This window comes from Planococcus chinensis (assembly GCF_042681545.1).
In the GTDB taxonomy this organism is placed as follows: Bacteria; Bacillota; Bacilli; order Bacillales_A; family Planococcaceae; genus Planococcus; species Planococcus chinensis.
Window position 1 is genome coordinate 45,266 of record NZ_JBHUFW010000010.1, and the last position, 17,515, is coordinate 62,780.

Here is a 17,515-nt window from a genome sequence, read left to right on the forward strand (position 1 = left end):
TTTGGCGTTCTTCTAATAAGGCATCCAATTGGTGCATGAGATTTAAGATGTCTTTTTCTGAAATTTGTTTCAAAATACCCAGCTCCTCGTAATGGTTTGTACTTATTTATTCGCGCATCCACGGAGTTTTCTGGGGGTCGAAAGCTTAATAATTGTATTTCTTTTTCGTCAAGAGCACCAGTACAAAAGCGGGTGCTGAAAAACTGACCATGCCGAGGAACGACAAGCCTGGTGAAATCTCGTACAGGAAGCCGCCGACTACGGTCAGTAGCGCGACGCTGAGGCTCATGGCGATGGCTGCGTACATTCCTTGGGCAGCCGGAATGTGGGCGGGCTGCAGCGATTTGAAAATATACCGGATAAACGCGAAATGGGCAACGCCGAATGATAAGGCGTGAAGGACTTGGGAAAAGATGAAGACCCAAACTGAAGGGAAGAGAAAAATCAGCGCCCAGCGGAGGGTCGAACCGGCTCCTGCAAGCAGGAACATCGACGAGACAGACCATTTGCTGAAAATCGTGTCGGCTTTGGCAAAAAAGAAGATTTCAAAAAGAATGGCGATGTTCAGCACGATGCCGATGTAAAAGCTGTTGACTCCGAGATCCTGCAGGTAAATGAATCCGTAATTATAGTAGGCGGCATGTGCGCCTTGCAGCAATGTAGTCACTGCCAGGATGGTCACGAACGCTTTTGATTTTAGCAGATGCCGAACTGCGCCGCTGGCAGCCGGATTCTTGCGTTCTGGAATGACCTGCAAGGGTATGGGCGAAGTGGCTGACAGGGTAAAGGCCATGAAAACGAGCCCGGCCAGCATCACCCAAAGGATGGCGCTCTCCTGCCAAACCGCAGTGGCCGCCCCGACCAGCAGCAATGCGATGGTATAGCCGACAGAACCGAAGGAACGGCTCTTGCCGTAATGGATGCGGTCAGTCTGCATCAAAAGCGTCGCGCCGCTTTCCATGGCGGGCAAGAGATTCGGATAAACCAGGTTGAAGGCGAATGTGATGATGAACAGCAGGGCATATGAGTTTGCTGGTATGTACAGGGCCATGATGGCCGCAGAAGCGATCGCGAGCCACTGCATCAGGCGCCCGAGTGAGAACAGGCGGGTCATGACGGGGAAGAACAGCAGCGTTGATAAGGAGCGGGCAATCATGCCGGCGCCCATGATGATGCTGGCTGCAGAAACGCTCATGTCTTTTTCATTCGTCAGCCAGCCGGTCCAATACGGCAGGACGACGCCCCAGGTGAAGAAAAAAGCGAAAAAGTTAAGGGAAAGCCATTTTTGATTGTTCATAGTAATTACCTCGTATCTTCGGGAAACGGTGAAGTAGAGATTAGTAGTAGGCGATATTCCGCAAAACAGCTGCGCTTGCCGCGGGCTCGCGCTGAGCTAACTCGGGCTAAACGCCCGAGTGGATCTCAGCACTTCGCTGTTCCCGCAGGCAAGACTTACCCGAAGCCTGCGAGGGCAAGTCTTTGCGACGAAGCACGCAGTGCTGCAGGAGCAGTACGGTTTTCTCCGCCGTTTTGCTTCATATCTTGAACAGTACTGCTCACTAGGTGAAGTTATCAGCTTTCAAAGAATTCTACCAGCGCCGGCGCGTCCTCGGGCTAGGCGAAGCAATGAGACGGGTGTCCTTCCCGGCTCATTGCGGGAGCCAAGGTGATGCCGGGCACTTTCGGCAGCGCCTTTGCGACGAGCTTGCGCAGGAGCAATCGTCTTTGCTCTGCCCAAAGCGGCCGAAGCGGCATATAACTATTTTTTTCACTACTTCACCGCATTCCGATAATGTCTATGATAAAGTATACCGAATGTTCACTTGTTTAAGGGGAATTTCCCAGAAACAAATGGTAAAATGACAAAGAAGTCCAAAGAAGGAAGGCAAGCTATGAAATCCCGTAATTCATTCCAACAAAACCAAAAGAAACCTTATATAAAATGGACCCTTATCGGCGTTTTGTCGTTAGCAGTATTAGCAGCGGCTTCCTGGCTGTTTGCCAATGACTGGAACGTGGAGCGCAGCCTGTCGGCATTCCGGTCGACCGAAACGGAAGTGCCGGATGGACAGCCGGAAGCGCCGACAGAAGAAGCGCCGGTTCCGGAAAACCCGCAGGAGGAAACACCGGCTGAGCCGGCCCCGCCGGTTGAAGAAACACCGGAAACGCCAGCCGAACCGGTAACACCACCAGCGGAAGAAGCCCCGGAAACGCCGGCAGAACCGGAAGAACCAGCGCCGCCGGCAGAAGAGAAGCCTGCAGTGCAGGAGAAACCGGCTGATGCCACGCAGTATCCGCCGAACATCACTTTGCCGCAGAAGCCGACATTCATCAAAGGGATCCTGCTGGCCAACAAGCATTACCCGTTGCCGCAGAATTACGCGCCGGGGGAAAGCAAAGAAGCGCGTGCTGCTTTCGAGTCGATGAAACAAGCCGCGAAGGCGGAGGGCATCAATTTGCATGCTTTTAGCACCTACCGTGAATTCGCCCGCCAAAAAGTCCTTTACGAGGGCTATGTCGCAAAAGACGGCCAGCAAGCGGCTGACCGCTACAGCGCCCGTCCGGGTTTTTCCGAGCACCAGACCGGCCTGGCATTCGATATCGGGGAAGCGGGGCAAGAGCAGCATTGGGCGTCGACATCGTTCGGGGCAACTGCAGGGGGCAAGTGGCTGAAAGCGAATGCCCATAAATTCGGCTTTATCCTCCGTTATCCGGAAGGCGCCGAACGCCTGACTGGCTATATGCATGAGTCGTGGCATTTCCGCTATGTCGGAACTGAAGCGGCTGCCAAGATTTTCTCGACAGGCATGACGCTCGAACAATATTTAGGCGTGCAATAATTGGCGCATTTGAAACTTTATACCACAAAGAAAAGGCGTTTCCGGGATTTCCGGAAACGCCTTTTAACTATTGCTACAAGATTGGTGCCAGCAGCCTGGCGATCGATTCTTTTGTTTTGATCATGCGTGTCCGTGCCAAATACGTTTCGTAAGTAAGTTCGTCGGAAAGTTCCATATCCTGGTAAAATAGGTTTGCCAGATCTTTCGAAACAGCTGAATCGTAGATGAAGGCATTCACTTCGAAGTTCAGCTTGAAGCTTCTCACGTCGATATTTGCTGTGCCGACGGTCGAAGCTTTATCGTCGATGACAATCATCTTGGTATGCAGGAATCCGTTGTTGTAGATGAATACGCGGGCCCCGGCTTTCAATAATTGCCCGGCGTAAGAGTACGTCGCCCAGTATACGAAAGGATGATCCGGCTTGTTTGGGATCATGATGCGCACGTCGATGCCGGACAGCGTGGCAATCCGGATGGCGTCATAAAAGCTCGGATCGGGAATGAAATACGGCGTTTGGATATAAATGTAGTCTTTTGCCATGTTGATCAATTTCAAGTAGCCATCCTTGATTTGTTCCCATTCTTCATCAGGTCCGCTTGAAACGATTTGCATGGTGGTATTGCCTTTTTCCGGAATTGCCGGGAAGAAGCATTCATCGTATTCGATGTCGTGCCTGGCGGATGCCTGGTTCCAGTCCAGGATAAAGCGGGTTTGGAGCGGGTGGAGGGCACTGCCTTCGACGCGCAGATGGGTATCCCGCCAATAGCCGAATCTGCGGTGCAACCCTAAATACTCATCGCCGACATTGAATCCGCCGATATAGCCGACACGTCCATCGATGACAACGATTTTCCGGTGGTTGCGATAATTCAGCCGCGGATTGATCAGCGGCCAGACGGAAGGGAAGAAGGTCTCCACCTCGCCGCCGGCTTTGACGAACTCGCGGAAATGCCGTTTGCTCAAACTGCGCGACCCCATATCGTCATACATCAACCGGACTTTGACCCCTTGTTTTGCTTTGGCGGTCAAGACTTTCATGATTCGGGTGCCGAGTTCGTCAAGACGGAAGATATAGTATTGGATATGGATATGGTCTTTGGCGTTCTCCATATCTTCGATCAGCGCATTGAATTTTTCGCGTCCGTCGTTGAAAATTCGGACCGAGTTGTCCTGTGTCAAAACAGCGCCGTTGTTCCGCAGATGCAAATAGACCATGTCCTTGTAGTTGTTGACATCCGGATTTCTGAAATCGAATTTCCCTTCATGGAGCAGCTCCATTTGATGGGAGATCAATGATTCGATGCCGACGCGGGAACGGCCTTCCCATTTGAAGAGGGTCTTTTTCCGCAGTCTCCGGCCAAGCAGAAGGTAGATGAAGAAGCCGAAAATCGGAATGAAAAACAGCACCAAAATCCAGGCCCATGTAGAAGTAGCGTCGCGCCGTTCAAGGAAAACAAGCGCAGCCGCAAGGAAAATATTGATCAGGAAAATTGCGGCAGTCAATATGCCGATAATTGAGACGGTCATGGGAATCCTCCATTTTGATATGTATTCATATACCATTCAGTATAGACTATTTGGACGAAAAATATGAAAAAGAGTTCCGGCAGAAGTAAGTATATATTCTTATTTCACTTCCCTTTTGGGACAAATAAAAAACGCATCCAGTATCCAAATGAATGCGTTTCGGCTAATTAATTGATTTGTTCTTGTTCTTTCAGCTGTTCGACAATGCCTTCGACTTCTTTCCGGGTCATCTTCTCTTTTCCGGATTTCAAAGCTTTCAGCGTGCTATGGGCAAGCGCCAATGGCACTTTGCAGAACATCAGAATCCGTTTGTTCCGGATAGGCTTCACATACAGGTCCGCCTGGGCAAGATGCTCGTTCGCATACTGGAACATGTCATCCCGGTTCCAGCCCTTTGGCACAAATGAGACGCCGCGTTCCAGGTCTTCATCGAAATTGCGCAGCATATTGACCGCTTGCAGCCCGCGGCCGAAACCGATGGCAAGGTCCGGATCCGTTTCCGTGTTGTCGTACCACTTCCAAATATCCGACAGCATTGTACCGACGAGCCCGGCCACATAATACGTATAGTCGTCCAAATCTTCCCGGGTCTCGATGGAAAACTTCTTTTCCACCCATTTGGCCATGCCGCCGGCCATCTCAGAAGTCGATTCTTTCACTTTGCCGACAATCTCCGCCGGGCAGACGCTGATCCAATCCGCAAGGCGCTGCGTCACGGGCGGCAAAAGGTGAAGGTACGGCTTGATGAGGGCTTCATAGGCAGTCCGGTCGAATGTGGTCTGCAGCATGCGGCTGATTTCAAGCAGCAATTTCTGTTTCGCTGCATCTTCCAGCTCCGGATGGTCCTCGATTTCATCGATCGCTCTCATACACAGGTATGCAGACGCAACCGTCTTTTTCAACGTGGGCTCTAAAAAATTGATTGGGATGAAAAAAGTCCGGCTTGTTTCTTTTAACATGACCATGGACTCTTTTTGCAAATTCGCGACTTTACTCATCTCAATTTCCTCCTGTTCATGGCGCAATATCAAGCCCGCTATGTATAGGGCAACGGCCGGTTTTGTGGATATCATGAAACTGCCTTTCTACTAAATATAAACCAATTAAATAAAAAAACAAATGATTACTCAAGGCATGGCCGAATCCTGTCAATAAAATAACCTTCCAAAGGCTTTTGGGGCCGTGGAAGGTTACTCGCTATGGAAATAGGTCCAGGCTTCATGAATGCCGCCTGCGCAGTGTTTGGTCGCACGGTAAATCATTGGGTGTTCCGGGCTATCAAGGAGTTCTGGCTGGGCATTCCCAACAATGACAGAAGGGAAGCCGAGAGACAGCATTTCCAAATCGTTTCCGGAATCGCCTGCCACCAAAAGCTTTGCGTCTTCAATTTGGTATTTTTCCAAAAGGTATTCGAGCGCTTCGCCTTTTCCGCTCCGATGGGGCAGGACATCCACGTCCCGTCCGCCGCTGAATACCAACTTGTGCAAAATGCCGGCTTCTTCCAGCTGAAGCTTTAATTCCTCAACCGGCCTGGAGCCGTCTGCGAAATACGAGCAGCGGTTCTCGAGCGGCAAGGGCTGTTTCGTGAGCCCTTCAATCGAAGCGGCAATCGCTTCGATGCGCTCCGGCTGCCAGCCTTCACGCATACGGGCTGCCCATTCCGGATCTTTCCGGAAAGGCTGTCCGGCATAGATGCTCGTTCCGACATCCGTGACCAATACATCCGGCATCGGCAATTGTTCCTGTTCGATCAATCCCATCGCCGAATCGTAATAGCGTCCCGTGATATAGACCAAGGAGACGTCGTAAACCTGTTCTTCATAAAAATTCAATAGCTGCTGCAGGCCCTCAGGGTCACCAACTAGCGTCCCGTCCAGGTCTGTTGCTAGTATATGCTTTGCTCCGTGCACTGATGATCACCTCATACATTTTGTCGATGCGTGCTGATATCGCTTCCCAGTCAAAATCCTTGCGTGCAATGCGCACTGCCTGGCGGCTAAGGCGCTCAACGAGAAGGGTGTTGATGGAAAGCACTTCCATGGCGATCGCCAAGTCGATTTCGTTTTTCGTCTCTACCAGAAGGCCGGTAATGCCGTCCTGTACAACGTTCTTCAAGCCGCCCACATCGGAGGCAATGACAGGGCTGCCACAAGCCTGTGCTTCTGCGGCAACCATTCCGAATGATTCGTAATAGCTCGGCACAATGGTGGCTGTCGCGATATTGAACAGCATCGCCAGTTCTTCCTGTGACTGTGGCCCGAGAAATTCAACCCGGTCTTCGATGCCTGCCAGAATTTCGCGCATCTTTGGATCCGTCGGCAACTTTGTTTCCGGATCGATGGCATCTTCTTCGCCGCCGGCAATCAATAGCTGCGGACGAGAGGCGGTATCGTTTTTCGTAGCGAGCAAACGGAAAGCTTCCAGCAAGGTGTAGATGCCTTTCGTTTCTTCCAGTCTTCCGGCAAAGACAAAGAGGGGTGTCTCGTAACCGAACTTTTTTCTGAGATGTGTACGGATTCCACGCACTTTAAATGCTTGGTCAACCCCGATGGGGATCACTTTGATAGGAGAAGGTGAATCGACATTTTCCAGGATGAGCTGCTTCTCGTTATTGGTAGTGGCAATGATGCGGTCTGCTGCTTTCAGAATGGCTTTTTCCGCTTTCATGCGGCGCGCATCCTTGATGCCGGTAGCTTTCGCTTTTGCCCAGCCTAAAGAATGGGACGTGTGGACGAACGGCAAGTTGAATTCTTCTTTTAAACGTTTTCCGAGCAGTCCTGACAGCCAGTAATGGGTATGGACCATATCATATGTTTCGAGTTCGAGTTCTTCTTTCATTTCTTTATAGAAAGCGGGAAGCATTGTATACATTTCATCTTTTGATACGAAGCCTTTATAGCCGGCCTCGATGCGGATCACCCGGCAAGCAGTTCCAAATTGTTCGATCTTCGGAGCTGAAGCGTCGCACCAATGGGTCACTACATCTATTTGCCAGCCTTCTTTTTCGAGGGCAAGGGCTAATTGTTTTACGTAATTGTTTTGACCGCCGGCTTGTTTTCCGCCGAGTTTAGCAAGCGGGTCGCCGTGGTCGGAAACAAAAAGCGCTTTTTTCGTCATCGTGCTCATCTCCATTCCGTAAATATCCGGTCTAGCAAAAATATTTAGACCGGGTTATTCCTATACCCGATTTCTGAAATCTCTAAACACTTTCTCCCATGTTTTTTACAAAAAGATTTTCAAGCCCGTTTTTCATAAAAAAACCCCCTGAAAAATCAGGGGAAGTAAAAACTAATTTGCCTGGTGTTCGACGAACTTCCCGTATTTCGGGACTGCCCGTTCCTGGAAGTTCTCCGCAAGGTCAACAAGCCCTTTTGCCAATTGGGCTCCCCGCATCGGCTTGCCGTGGCCGGTTGCTGCAACAGAGGGGCGCAGGTCCGCCAATTTCACAACGGATTCCCAGGCCGCACGCCAATCGGTCGTCAAATAGACTGGGGGGCCGTGTATTTCTTTTTTCTGCACAATAACCTTGTACAACGAATCCTGTTTGACTGTCACAAAGGCATCTCCTGCAAGGAGCACACGTCCGTCTTCGCGGAACAGGGAGACGTGCCCTTCGGTATGGCCCGGTGTATGGATCCAGCGCCAGCCCGGCAGAGGAGGGATGGTGCCGTCCGCCGGCAGTTCCCGCAGATGGGCTGAAATGTCGATCGCTTTGTTCGGGAATTCCCAGGACATCTTTGCGACAATGCCGCCTTCGACCGTAGTATCCGGTTCCGGGTAGTCGGTCGCCCCTTTCAAGTAAGAGAATTCAAGCGGATGGGCATAGACGGGCACCTTGAATTTTTCAAGGATATCGATGACGCCGCCGACATGGTCGAAATGGCCATGTGTCAGGACGATCGCTTTCAATTTATGGTCCGGGCCGAAATGGTTTTCCGCTTCTTCAAGCACACGGTAGGCCATGCCGGGCATGCCGGTGTCGACCAGCACCCATTCGTTGCTGACGGCTGGGTTACCGATGAAAAATACATTGGCCACCTGGACTGTGTAGCAATAAACCCCTGGCACCACTTCGATGCCGGAACCGCTCTTGAATGAAGTTACCGGCAGCACTTTTTCGGTTGATGTACTTCTTTCCATATCATTTTCCTCCTCCGGATCTCTCGATTCACTCTATAGGTTGTTTTACCCCAATTCCTCGAATCGAATCAGGAAAGGCGGAAATTCCTTTCATTCGTTTGAGTCTCATTCTGTTCTCCAGTAAAATGAAGGGATAAGACAAAAAAGGGACAGGTGTTCATATGCAATCAGTTATCATCATCGGATCAGGAATTTTAGGGGCTTCAGCAGCCTATCACGCAGCAAAAGCGGGAGCTGCGGTTACGCTGATTGACCGGGGGGACGCAGGCCAAGCGACCGGAGCGGCTGCCGGCATCGTCTGCCCCTGGATTTCCCAACGGAGAAACCAGGCGTGGTATGGACTTGCAAAAGGCGGGGCTGCCTATTATCCGGAATTGATCCGGGAGCTGGAAGCGCTCGGCGAACACGAAACCGGCTATAAACAAGTCGGCATCGTCAGCATCCACGAGGACAGCAAGCTTGATAAAATGGAGGAGAAAGCGCGCGAGCGGCGGTTGGGTGCGCCCGAAATGGGGGAAGTGCGCAGGCTTTCTCCAGAAGAAACAAGGGCACGGTTCCCGTTCGCTTCCGAACACTACGGTTCGCTTTATGTAGAAGGGGCGGCGCGTGTCGATGGCCGGGCAGTCCGTGATGCGCTCATCCATGCAGCCGTCAGCCTCGGCGCCGTACAAGTGCACGGGGATGCCGCGCTTATCGTCGAAGACGGGCAAGTGGCAGGCGTGCGGACAGACAGCGGCGACTATGTTGCAGATCGCATCGTCTCTGCAGGAGGCGCTTGGGCTGCAGACTTGTTCAAGCCGCTCGGCCTGCTGCTTGATGTGGTGCCTCAAAAAGCGCAGATCCTCCATTTGCAGAATGACGAAAAAGCGACCGGGCAATGGCCGGTCGCAATGGTGCCGTACGGCCAATATATCGTCCCGTTCGAAGACGGGAGGATCGTCGCGGGCGCGACGCATGAAAACGATGCAGGCTTCGATATGAAACTGACGGCAGGCGGCATCCACCATATCCTCGACAAGACCATTGATGCAGCACCCGGCATTGCCGCTTGCGAATTGGCAGGCGCAGTCACGGGATTCCGCCCGGCTACTACAAGCGCACTGCCGTTCATCGGGGCCGTTCCGGGGCATCCGCGCCTGTTTGCAGCGAATGGGCTGGGGGCATCCGGATTGACGGCTGGGCCGTATCTAGGCCGCGAACTTGCGAAACTGGCACTCGGTGAAGAGCTCGCAATCGACTTGAGCCTTTATCCCATCGAAGAAGTTTTTAAAAAAATGGAATAACAAAATCCCACCGGAGTCCGGCGGGATTTTTGAGCTTATAGACAAAAGAATAATTTTTCAAGTAGATGAATAAAACTAACGAAAGCTGTGTTGGATTCTCCACTTCAGGCGGACGCTTTCCGCGGGCTCGCGCCGAACTAACTCGGACTGGCGTCCGAGTTAGTTCGGCACTTCGCTATCCCGCAGGGAAAACCGGTGCTCCTGCATCGCTTCGCTGCTTCGTCGCAAACAAGTCGGCCGAACTGCCTTCGACCAACTTGCTCGCCGCCTTTCGTTCCGAATCCTGAAGCCAGCGGCTTGCTCTCTATAGATTAAAGCAGAATCAGAGTCCTTATCTTATCTATTAGATACAGGAGTCTCCCGACCGGGCTGGCCACGAGACTCCTGTGGGAGCAGCGAAGCGACTCGAGCTGAAGACCCTGGACTGAGCGAAGCGAATGTTTTTTCAATTTGCGACGAGTAATCGCAGGAGCAAGGGAAGCGGCTGAAGCCGAGCCCACGGAAAGCGAAGTGGCCAGCCTGGTCGGGCTTATGCATCTCTATTTATTCAAATTAGACTTTGTCTACAGTCTGCAAAATCCCGCCGGAGTCCGGCGGGATTTTTTCTTTATCTTATATGCAAAGCAAAACATGTCAGCCATTGATTTTCCGATAGACGTCCAGGATGAATTGCTTGTAAGGCAAATCGGGCATCGGTTCGATCAGCTCTTTGGCGGTTTTTGCATGCTTTTTAGCCAAGCTATGTTTGCCTTGCGCCTCATAAATCAGTGCCATATAGGCGTCTTTTTCATAATTCATCGCCAAATCATAGGGGTGATGCAGGAAGTCAGCAGTTCGATGACGCTTCAGCCAAGTGAGCGCTTCGTCGAGCTTTCCTTGGCCGTAAAGCGCTTTGCCTTTTTCGAGATAGAATTGATGATGATCACCGTCTTTGTCTTTTTTAAGGTTCCGGTCAACCAGCGCTTCCGCCTTATCGAAATCGTGGATAAACGAATTCAGGTCATGGGCTTCTAAAAGATCAAGGGTGGTCTGGATCTTATCGTCATCTGAAAAATCGGCGAACAGCCGGAGCTTATGGACGTAATACTCCTTTTTTTCGCGGTTGCCGGTCAAAATCGCGTGGAAGCCCATCACCCGGTACAGGTCATTGATACGGTAAAAAATCTGGTGTTCCTTGCTGTACTCGATGGCTTCATCCATCAAATTTACCGCTTCTTCATCCTTGCCGAGCGCAAAATACAGAATCGCTTCAAGAAAATCGAAATCCAGCTTTTTCAATGAATCCAGCACAGCGTTGCGGTTTTCAAAGGAGCGGCGGGAGCCTTGCAGCATTTCCAAGGATTCGGCGTATTTATGTTCATTGAATTTCATCATGGCGCGGAACATGTGGACATCTGCGCTGTTATTCACGAGGTGTAGCCCCTCGTACATCTCTTCCGATTTTTCGAGCGCTTTCTGCCAGTCAGACATTTTCGCATAGTATTGGCAGCGGCTGTAGATTTCAAGGAGCCGGGCAGATTCATACCGGTAAGGCAATTTGTCGGCATATGGGGCGATCTTTTCAATGATCGGCTTGAAGTCATTCAATTCGCGAAGTTCTTCTTTATAAAGTTTCTCCACTTCCTGCAGGAGGCCGCGGAGCTCTGTGGTCGGCACTTCTTCAAGCAGCTCGTTGCGATCGACTTCCAACTGCTGTGCGATATAGGACAAGCTTTCTATAGAAGGATTCGCTTTATTGTTTTCAATCAGGCTGAGCATGCCTTTGGTCATCTCACTGCCGGCAAGCGCCTGCAAGGTCAGCCCTTTTTCTTTCCGCAATTTGCGGATACGTTCTCCAAGCGTTTCCATTCCATCACCCTCTTTTTGAGTTGGTTTAATTATATTCAACTTTTGCTTGCGGCGCCAGAAAAATCGTGCTATATTTTGTTTAATTAAATTAAACTAATATGGAGGGCATGAACATGACCCATTCGGCATCCGTCAAACAAGCGACGTATCACCTTTACACCTTCACCATCAGCAAACTGATTTCCACGTTCGGCAGCAGCGTCTACACCTTCGGCATCAGCTTATATGTGCTGGCTTTAACAGGGTCGGCCGCAAGCTTTGCGGTCAATCTGATTTGCAGCATCCTGCCGCGCAGCTTGATGGCGCCGTTCGCCGGCTATGTAGCTGATAAATACCCGAAAAAAGCGACCATCATCGTTTCGCAGCTTGCCGGTGTCCTGGCAGTCAGCGGCCTGTTGGCCTATAGCTTGTTCCAGGGATTATCGCTTGTCGCAATCTACGCCGCCACGGTGCTAATATCATTGAGCACAATGTTCACCAGTGTGACATTCTCCTCTGCCATTGCGAACTTGATCGACCCGGACCGCATCCAGAAAGCGATGGGGTTCAACCAGTCGGCCATTTCCATCGCCACCATCGGAGGGCCTGTAATCGGCGGCATGCTGTTCGGCTTCGTCTCCATGAACGTCTTCCTGATGATCCAGATTGCGGCTGGCCTGCTCGCGGTTCTGCTTGAATCCACGATGAATTTCAAGCTCTTCACAAACCGGGCTGCTGAAACGGTGGGAGAGACGAAGGGGTCGGTGCTCGCAGGCATGAAAGAAGGCTTTGTCTACCTGAAATCCAATCGGGTGATCATGACCATCGTGACGGCAGCGATCGGGCTCAACTTCTTTTTCTCGGCGTTGATGATCGGCTTGCCATTCGTCGCCGTACAGCGGCTGAAAATCGAAGCGACCCATTTCGGGTTTATCGAAGCGATGATTGCCGTCGGCATGCTTCTGGCCTCCATTTATTTTTCCGTTCGAAAAGAATTGAAATACCCGTTGCTGTCTTCAAAGCGCGGCGTCCTGGTCATGTCTGCAATCCTCGCCGGCATGGGCTTGCCGCTGGTCATGGAATTGTCCTATTGGGCCAATGTGGCCGTGCTGCTCGCACTGATGCTTGGGTTCGGCATTTCAAACGTTTTTGTCAATACGCCGATCGGTGTGCTGATGCAAAAAGATATAGACGAAGAATACCGCGGACGCGTCTTCGGCATCCTCGAATCGATGGCAATGGCCATGATGCCGCTGGGCTATCTCCTGTTCGGGCTCCTGTACGACCTGCTGCCTGCCCAATACGTCATATGGGGAAGCAGTTTGTGCCTGTTCCTGTTGATCGCCTATATGATCCGCCCATCGGTCCTGAAAGAAGCATACCCTGAACTTGCAGGAGATATGCCTGAGAAACCGGTTCTCCAAAAACAGTGAAACCGCTACATGAAATAAAGTCACCTGCCTGATAACACCTGCACCCCCATAGCCGCCTTGGCTATGGGGGTGCGGCCGGTTCCCTACAGCTCATGTGCAACGGAAGGGCAGGTTTAAGTCGCCGGCCAAAGGGAAAAATGCCAGAGACATGAAAAATACGGAAAGGGTGAAAGATGATGGAGAAAGATAAAATTTCCCACGTGCCGGCCCAGGAACAGGAACGCCAGCCCGGCTTTGAAAACAAGATGGAGCCGCGCCCGGACTTCAAGCAGAATCTGGCAGGCAAAGCGCAGCGTCTTTCCGGCAAGACCGCGTTGATTACAGGGGGCGACAGCGGCATCGGCCGTGCAGTCGCAGTAGCGTTCGCGAAAGAAGGCGCAGATGTAGCCATCATGTACCTTGATGAACATGAAGATGCCGAAGAGACCAAAGGGTTTATCGAACAGGAAGGGCAGCGCTGCCTGACGATTGCCGGCGACATCGGCGATGAGGCATTTTGCCAGGAAGCGGTCCAAAAAACGATCGATGAATTCGGCAAGCTGGACATCCTGGTAAACAACGCAGCCGAACAGCACATCCAGCAATCGCTCAAGGACATCACCACCGAGCAATTGGAGCGGACGTTCCGCACGAACGTCTTTGGCATGTTCCACCTGACAAAAGCGGCGCTCGACCATTTGAAACCGGGAAGCGCAATCGTCAATACGACGTCGATCACCGCGTTCCAGGGCATGCCGACCCTAATCGACTATTCGGCGACCAAAGGCGCCATCCTGTCATTCACGCGTGCAATGTCCGGCTCTTTGGCGGAACAAGGTATCCGGGTCAACGCAGTGGCGCCAGGTCCGATCTGGACACCGCTGATTCCGGCTTCGTTTGCGGCGGAGAAAGTGGAAGGGTTCGGCGAAAGCACGCCGCTCGGCCGTCCCGGACAGCCCGACGAACTGGCTCCGGCGTATGTCTACCTGGCCTCGGACGATGCATCCTACGTCACCGGCCAAGTCATCCACGTAAACGGTGGCACGCCTTATTAAAATGAAACTCACAGCTCTGAAAGCCTAAGATGAACAACAAAAAGCAAGCGCCTCACACGGAGGCGCTTGCTTTTTCTGTGGTCCGCAGCGTTTTAGCGGATGATTTATAAAGAACGATGAGCCCGATGCTCAAAAGCGCCAATGCGCCGGACAAATAATAGACCGAGCCGGACTGCAGCGTCAACAGCCAGGTGAAGAACAGCGGCCCGATGATGCGGCCGACGTTGTCCATTGAATAGGTCATGCCGGCAGCAGTGCCGTATTTGCCGCCCGATTCCTTGGACGTGAGCGACACGAGCGCCGTTCGCGACAAGGCGTTGCCGGCGGTGAAAATGCTGAGGGCGACTCCGGCGAACACTAAGCTCGACGTGAACGGAAGCATGAAGAGTCCGGCTGCTGTCACCACCTGGGCGCCCATGATCCATTTGGTTTCAGCGCCGTCCTTGATGCGGCGGACAACACCTCCTTGGATGGCTGCATCCACGAGCCCGCTTGCGATGAACAAATAGCCGAGCTGGAGCGGTGTGATTTCGATCTGTTCGATCTGGAACAATTGGAACGTCGATTCCAGGCCGGCCAATAGGAACGTCACCATGAACGACATCAGGAACAAATACCGGATCCGGTAGTTCCACAGCATGGCGCCGCCTTTAGGAAGCAATTTGCGTTTGACGGCTTCGCCTTGGCGCACCGGCTCTTTCAAAACTGCAGCGGCATAGGCCATCAGCAGTAAAATGAGGACTGCCGAGGCTGTGAACGGCAAGGAAAGCGAGATGGAACCGAGCAAGCCGCCGATGGCCGGACCGAAAATGAACCCGAGGCCGATGGACATGCCGAGCAGCCCCATGTATTTATTGCGTTCTTCATCGGTCGTGATATCCGCGACATACCCGGTTACCGCTGTATAAAGCGCACCCGAGAACAATCCGCCGATGATGCGCGAAGCATACAAGAGCACGAGGTTATCGAGGAACAGGGAAAACAGGAAGAAGCTGAGGCTGAATCCGGCAAGGCCGACCAAGATCAGCCGCTTTCGCCCGGTGTTGTCGGACAGCTTCCCCCAAAGCGGGGCGGTGAAAAAGGAAGCGAGCGCATAGATCGTGATCAATCCACCTACATGGATTTCCGCAAATCCTTGCTCGACAATGACTTCCGGCAGGACCGGTATAATAATGCCGAATCCGAGATAGACGAAAAATTGGACAGACATCAACAAAAGAATGGTTTTCTTCATAAGTAGTATTCCTGCTTTCTCATAAGGCTGTGCTTTCATTTTACCTTTGTTTGCAAGGAACAACAACGAAGGAAACAGAAAGCACTTTTTTACGAATGGCAGCACTGGCTTTTGTCCTGCCGGCGGTTCTCTTTAGGTGGGCGGACGCAAGCAGATGAAAAGGGTGGGGGAATCCGAGATTCCCCCACCCTTCTTTATAAGGTGTTGCTTTTATTATTTTGCTGCTCCTACTTCGTAGCCTTGGTCTTCGATCGCTTCAGCAATCTGGCTGACGGAAACGCTGGACTTGTCATATGCCACTTCTACAGAAGCATTTTCAAGCGAAACGTCCACTTTATCCACGCCTGGCAATGCGGAAACGCTCTTTTGCACTTTTCCTACACAATGCTGGCACGACATGCCGCTAACCGGTAAAGTCACTTGTTCTGCCATTTTATCTTCCTCCTCAGATAGGATTTTGGAGAAACAGCGTTTGCTATTTCCATTTTCATCATAGCACCCGTGCTGGAGGGAATAAAAGAATTAACACTTTCTTCACATTGTCATCAAAATGAAAAGTTTAAACTCTTGAAAAGATGGTATTATATACGTAGACACAGAAAAGTCAAATATTTCGTAGTTACATATGAAACTAACGGCTGGCCGGAAACGTTTATACAGTATGCAGAATATAAAGAGGTGATATGGATGGCGAAAGACGTAGAAGTTCGCAAAATCGTTTCAAATTTATCGAAACTGGGAATCCAAGCAAAAATCACAAAATCACGAGTGGAATTACTGAAAGCTTTGGCTTTGCCGCAAACCCCGCAAATTCAATGAGCTTACATAAAAAACTCCGACGCCCGGCGTCGGAGTTTTTTAGTCAACTTCTTTATCATTGCCGAACATATAAGTTTTGTGATGGAACTTCATGCTAAATACGATGCCGAGAGCGAGCATGTTCCCGATCAGCGAACTGCCTCCATAGCTGATAAACGGCAGCGGAATCCCGGTGATCGGCAGCAGTTGGATGGTCATGCCGATGTTCTGGAACACATGGAACGTAATCATCGCAATGATGCCGGCGCATACATAGGTGCTGAATGTATCCTTCAGCTCGAGCGTGATTTTCGTCAAATGGTAAATGAGCATGAAAAACAGGATGATGACTGTACTTGCCCCGATAAAACCGAAATCTTCCGAAATGACGGTGAAGATGAAGTCGGTATGGTTCTCCGGCACATAGACTTGCCGTCCCTGATAGCCTTTCCCGAAAACTTCTCCTGACCCGATGGCGTTCATCGCGGCAATAAGGTTATAGCCGCCTGAATCCGCATAGCTATAAGGGTCCAGCCACGTATAGATCCGTTCGAACATATACGGCTTCAACCCGAAATTATCGGACAAGAATTGCTGCATGTTGACCGCCATCCAAAGGAGCGTAGCGCCGAGAACGGCCACCCCGCCGAAACTCGGGGCAATAATTTTCCACGAGATGCCCGACACAACGGTCAGCGCCAGCGTGATTGCGATAAAAACGAGTGCAGTTCCCAAATCGGGCTGCAGCAGGATAAAGCCGAGCGGGATGCTCAACGTAAGGAGGATTTTGCCAAGCAGGACAAAATCGGTTTTTACGGTCTTCAAGGGATTTTTTTCATGATGGGCCGAAATCATCTTGGCCAGCGCCAATATATAGAAGGTTTTCATGAACTCCGCGGGCTGGATGTTGACAAACGGCGTATGGAACCAAGCTTTCGCGCCGTTGACGGGTTCTGCAATCTGGCCGGGGCCGTCCGGGGAAATCATCAGGACGATCAAGATGAAAATTCCCAAGGCGTATAAATAATAGGCCATTTTCTTATACTGGTCCGGATCGAAATACATGAGGACGGAAATCATGCAGATGGATATGATATAGAAAAGCCCTTGCCTGGGCACGAAATTCGTTAAATACTGTCCGGAAGTCTGGGCCGACGAAATGGCGATCAGACTGACGATAAAGAAGAGAAAGAGTATGAAAGCGAGCGACCAATCGATGCGATCGGCAAAGCTCTTGTTATTTTGCATTCGTTTCACCTGTACTTTTTTAAGATTGAGAGTCGGTTAACATTATAGCGCATTCCTAGAAAATATGCCTATACCAAAAGTAATGACGCCATTAGAGCTAGTATGTTTCATATTTCATTGGTTTGGTCGTATAATGTAAAAGGAAATGGA

The 17,515-nt window shown here is 51.1% G+C and carries 15 protein-coding genes; 5 read left to right on the forward strand and 10 right to left on the reverse strand.

Features of this window, described 5'->3' with window-relative positions:
- Positions 1-145 precede the first annotated feature (145 nt).
- The gene (locus ACFSDB_RS12335) at positions 146-1,297 is read right to left on the reverse strand and encodes an MFS transporter (protein WP_204893425.1); all 1,152 of its coding nucleotides are present in this window, start codon (positions 1,295-1,297) and stop codon (positions 146-148) included.
- A gap of 595 nt (positions 1,298-1,892) precedes the next feature.
- Here ACFSDB_RS12335 and ACFSDB_RS12340 point away from each other — a divergent pair.
- Positions 1,893-2,840 (forward strand): M15 family metallopeptidase, encoded by a 948-nt coding sequence (locus ACFSDB_RS12340; RefSeq protein WP_204893423.1) that lies wholly within the window; start codon positions 1,893-1,895, stop codon positions 2,838-2,840.
- Positions 2,841-2,913: 73 nt separating this feature from the next.
- Here ACFSDB_RS12340 and cls read toward each other — a convergent pair whose 3' ends face one another.
- The 5 genes from cls to ACFSDB_RS12365 form a co-directional block, all read right to left on the reverse strand.
- Complete coding sequence (gene cls / locus ACFSDB_RS12345; RefSeq protein ID WP_204893422.1) at positions 2,914-4,368, reverse strand: cardiolipin synthase; 1,455 nt, start codon at positions 4,366-4,368, stop codon at positions 2,914-2,916.
- Positions 4,369-4,535: 167 nt separating this feature from the next.
- Entirely contained in the window at positions 4,536-5,366 is an 831-nt protein-coding gene (locus tag ACFSDB_RS12350) for a squalene/phytoene synthase family protein (protein WP_204893420.1), read from the reverse strand.
- A gap of 192 nt (positions 5,367-5,558) precedes the next feature.
- Positions 5,559-6,278, reverse strand: a complete 720-nt coding sequence (locus tag ACFSDB_RS12355) for an HAD-IIB family hydrolase (protein ID WP_204893418.1) — start codon at positions 6,276-6,278, stop codon at positions 5,559-5,561.
- Positions 6,223-7,485: a glycosyltransferase gene (locus ACFSDB_RS12360; RefSeq protein ID WP_204893415.1), complete on the reverse strand. Its 1,263-nt coding sequence runs from the start codon at positions 7,483-7,485 to the stop codon at positions 6,223-6,225. Before ACFSDB_RS12360 ends, ACFSDB_RS12355 begins: the two co-directional genes overlap by 56 nt.
- Before the next feature lie 171 nt (positions 7,486-7,656).
- The gene (locus ACFSDB_RS12365; protein ID WP_204893413.1) at positions 7,657-8,508 is read right to left on the reverse strand and encodes an MBL fold metallo-hydrolase; all 852 of its coding nucleotides are present in this window, start codon (positions 8,506-8,508) and stop codon (positions 7,657-7,659) included.
- A 161-nt stretch (positions 8,509-8,669) separates the two neighbouring features.
- On the opposite strand from ACFSDB_RS12365, the gene ACFSDB_RS12370 reads away from it, so the two are divergent.
- The gene (locus ACFSDB_RS12370; protein WP_204893411.1) at positions 8,670-9,791 is read left to right on the forward strand and encodes an NAD(P)/FAD-dependent oxidoreductase; all 1,122 of its coding nucleotides are present in this window, start codon (positions 8,670-8,672) and stop codon (positions 9,789-9,791) included.
- Between the two features lie 633 nt (positions 9,792-10,424).
- Here the strand turns inward: ACFSDB_RS12370 and ACFSDB_RS12375 are convergent.
- The gene (locus tag ACFSDB_RS12375) at positions 10,425-11,639 is read right to left on the reverse strand and encodes a helix-turn-helix domain-containing protein (RefSeq protein WP_204893409.1); all 1,215 of its coding nucleotides are present in this window, start codon (positions 11,637-11,639) and stop codon (positions 10,425-10,427) included.
- A gap of 113 nt (positions 11,640-11,752) precedes the next feature.
- Here ACFSDB_RS12375 and ACFSDB_RS12380 point away from each other — a divergent pair, with 113 nt between their 5' ends.
- Together ACFSDB_RS12380 and ACFSDB_RS12385 are read left to right on the forward strand one after the other, a co-directional pair.
- Entirely contained in the window at positions 11,753-13,051 is a 1,299-nt protein-coding gene (locus tag ACFSDB_RS12380) for an MFS transporter (protein ID WP_204893407.1), read from the forward strand.
- Positions 13,052-13,224: 173 nt separating this feature from the next.
- Entirely contained in the window at positions 13,225-14,085 is an 861-nt protein-coding gene (locus tag ACFSDB_RS12385; protein ID WP_204893405.1) for an SDR family oxidoreductase, read from the forward strand.
- Positions 14,086-14,137: 52 nt separating this feature from the next.
- Here the strand turns inward: ACFSDB_RS12385 and ACFSDB_RS12390 are convergent, their stop codons facing one another.
- Positions 14,138-15,319, reverse strand: coding sequence for an MFS transporter (locus tag ACFSDB_RS12390; protein ID WP_377340217.1), 1,182 nt, complete (start codon positions 15,317-15,319; stop codon positions 14,138-14,140).
- 213 nt (positions 15,320-15,532) lie between these two features.
- Positions 15,533-15,751: a copper chaperone CopZ gene (gene copZ, locus ACFSDB_RS12395; RefSeq protein WP_204893402.1), complete on the reverse strand. Its 219-nt coding sequence runs from the start codon at positions 15,749-15,751 to the stop codon at positions 15,533-15,535.
- Positions 15,752-16,006: 255 nt separating this feature from the next.
- On the opposite strand from copZ, the gene ACFSDB_RS12400 reads away from it, so the two are divergent.
- The gene (locus ACFSDB_RS12400) at positions 16,007-16,138 is read left to right on the forward strand and encodes an Lmo0850 family protein (protein ID WP_377340221.1); all 132 of its coding nucleotides are present in this window, start codon (positions 16,007-16,009) and stop codon (positions 16,136-16,138) included.
- Between the two features lie 39 nt (positions 16,139-16,177).
- Here ACFSDB_RS12400 and ACFSDB_RS12405 read toward each other — a convergent pair whose 3' ends face one another.
- Positions 16,178-17,365, reverse strand: a complete 1,188-nt coding sequence (locus tag ACFSDB_RS12405; protein WP_204893400.1) for an FtsW/RodA/SpoVE family cell cycle protein — start codon at positions 17,363-17,365, stop codon at positions 16,178-16,180.
- Positions 17,366-17,515 lie beyond the last annotated feature (150 nt).

Bases quoted from the DNA above. Each gene is read 5' to 3' on its own strand.
- ACFSDB_RS12360 (WP_204893415.1), bottom strand. From the start codon at position 7,485: ATGACGAAAAAAGCGCTTTTTGTTTCCGACCACGGCGACCCGCTTGCT.
- copZ (WP_204893402.1), bottom strand. From the start codon at position 15,751: ATGGCAGAACAAGTGACTTTACCGGTTAGCGGCATGTCGTGCCAGCAT.
- ACFSDB_RS12340 (WP_204893423.1), top strand. From the start codon at position 1,893: ATGAAATCCCGTAATTCATTCCAACAAAACCAAAAGAAACCTTATATA.
- ACFSDB_RS12370 (WP_204893411.1), top strand. From the start codon at position 8,670: ATGCAATCAGTTATCATCATCGGATCAGGAATTTTAGGGGCTTCAGCA.
- ACFSDB_RS12385 (WP_204893405.1), top strand. From the start codon at position 13,225: ATGATGGAGAAAGATAAAATTTCCCACGTGCCGGCCCAGGAACAGGAA.
- ACFSDB_RS12375 (WP_204893409.1), bottom strand. From the start codon at position 11,639: ATGGAAACGCTTGGAGAACGTATCCGCAAATTGCGGAAAGAAAAAGGG.
- cls (WP_204893422.1), bottom strand. From the start codon at position 4,368: ATGACCGTCTCAATTATCGGCATATTGACTGCCGCAATTTTCCTGATC.
- ACFSDB_RS12390 (WP_377340217.1), bottom strand. From the start codon at position 15,319: ATGAAGAAAACCATTCTTTTGTTGATGTCTGTCCAATTTTTCGTCTAT.
- ACFSDB_RS12350 (WP_204893420.1), bottom strand. From the start codon at position 5,366: ATGAGTAAAGTCGCGAATTTGCAAAAAGAGTCCATGGTCATGTTAAAA.
- ACFSDB_RS12400 (WP_377340221.1), top strand. From the start codon at position 16,007: ATGGCGAAAGACGTAGAAGTTCGCAAAATCGTTTCAAATTTATCGAAA.
- ACFSDB_RS12335 (WP_204893425.1), bottom strand. From the start codon at position 1,297: ATGAACAATCAAAAATGGCTTTCCCTTAACTTTTTCGCTTTTTTCTTC.
- ACFSDB_RS12380 (WP_204893407.1), top strand. From the start codon at position 11,753: ATGACCCATTCGGCATCCGTCAAACAAGCGACGTATCACCTTTACACC.
- ACFSDB_RS12405 (WP_204893400.1), bottom strand. From the start codon at position 17,365: ATGCAAAATAACAAGAGCTTTGCCGATCGCATCGATTGGTCGCTCGCT.
- ACFSDB_RS12365 (WP_204893413.1), bottom strand. From the start codon at position 8,508: ATGGAAAGAAGTACATCAACCGAAAAAGTGCTGCCGGTAACTTCATTC.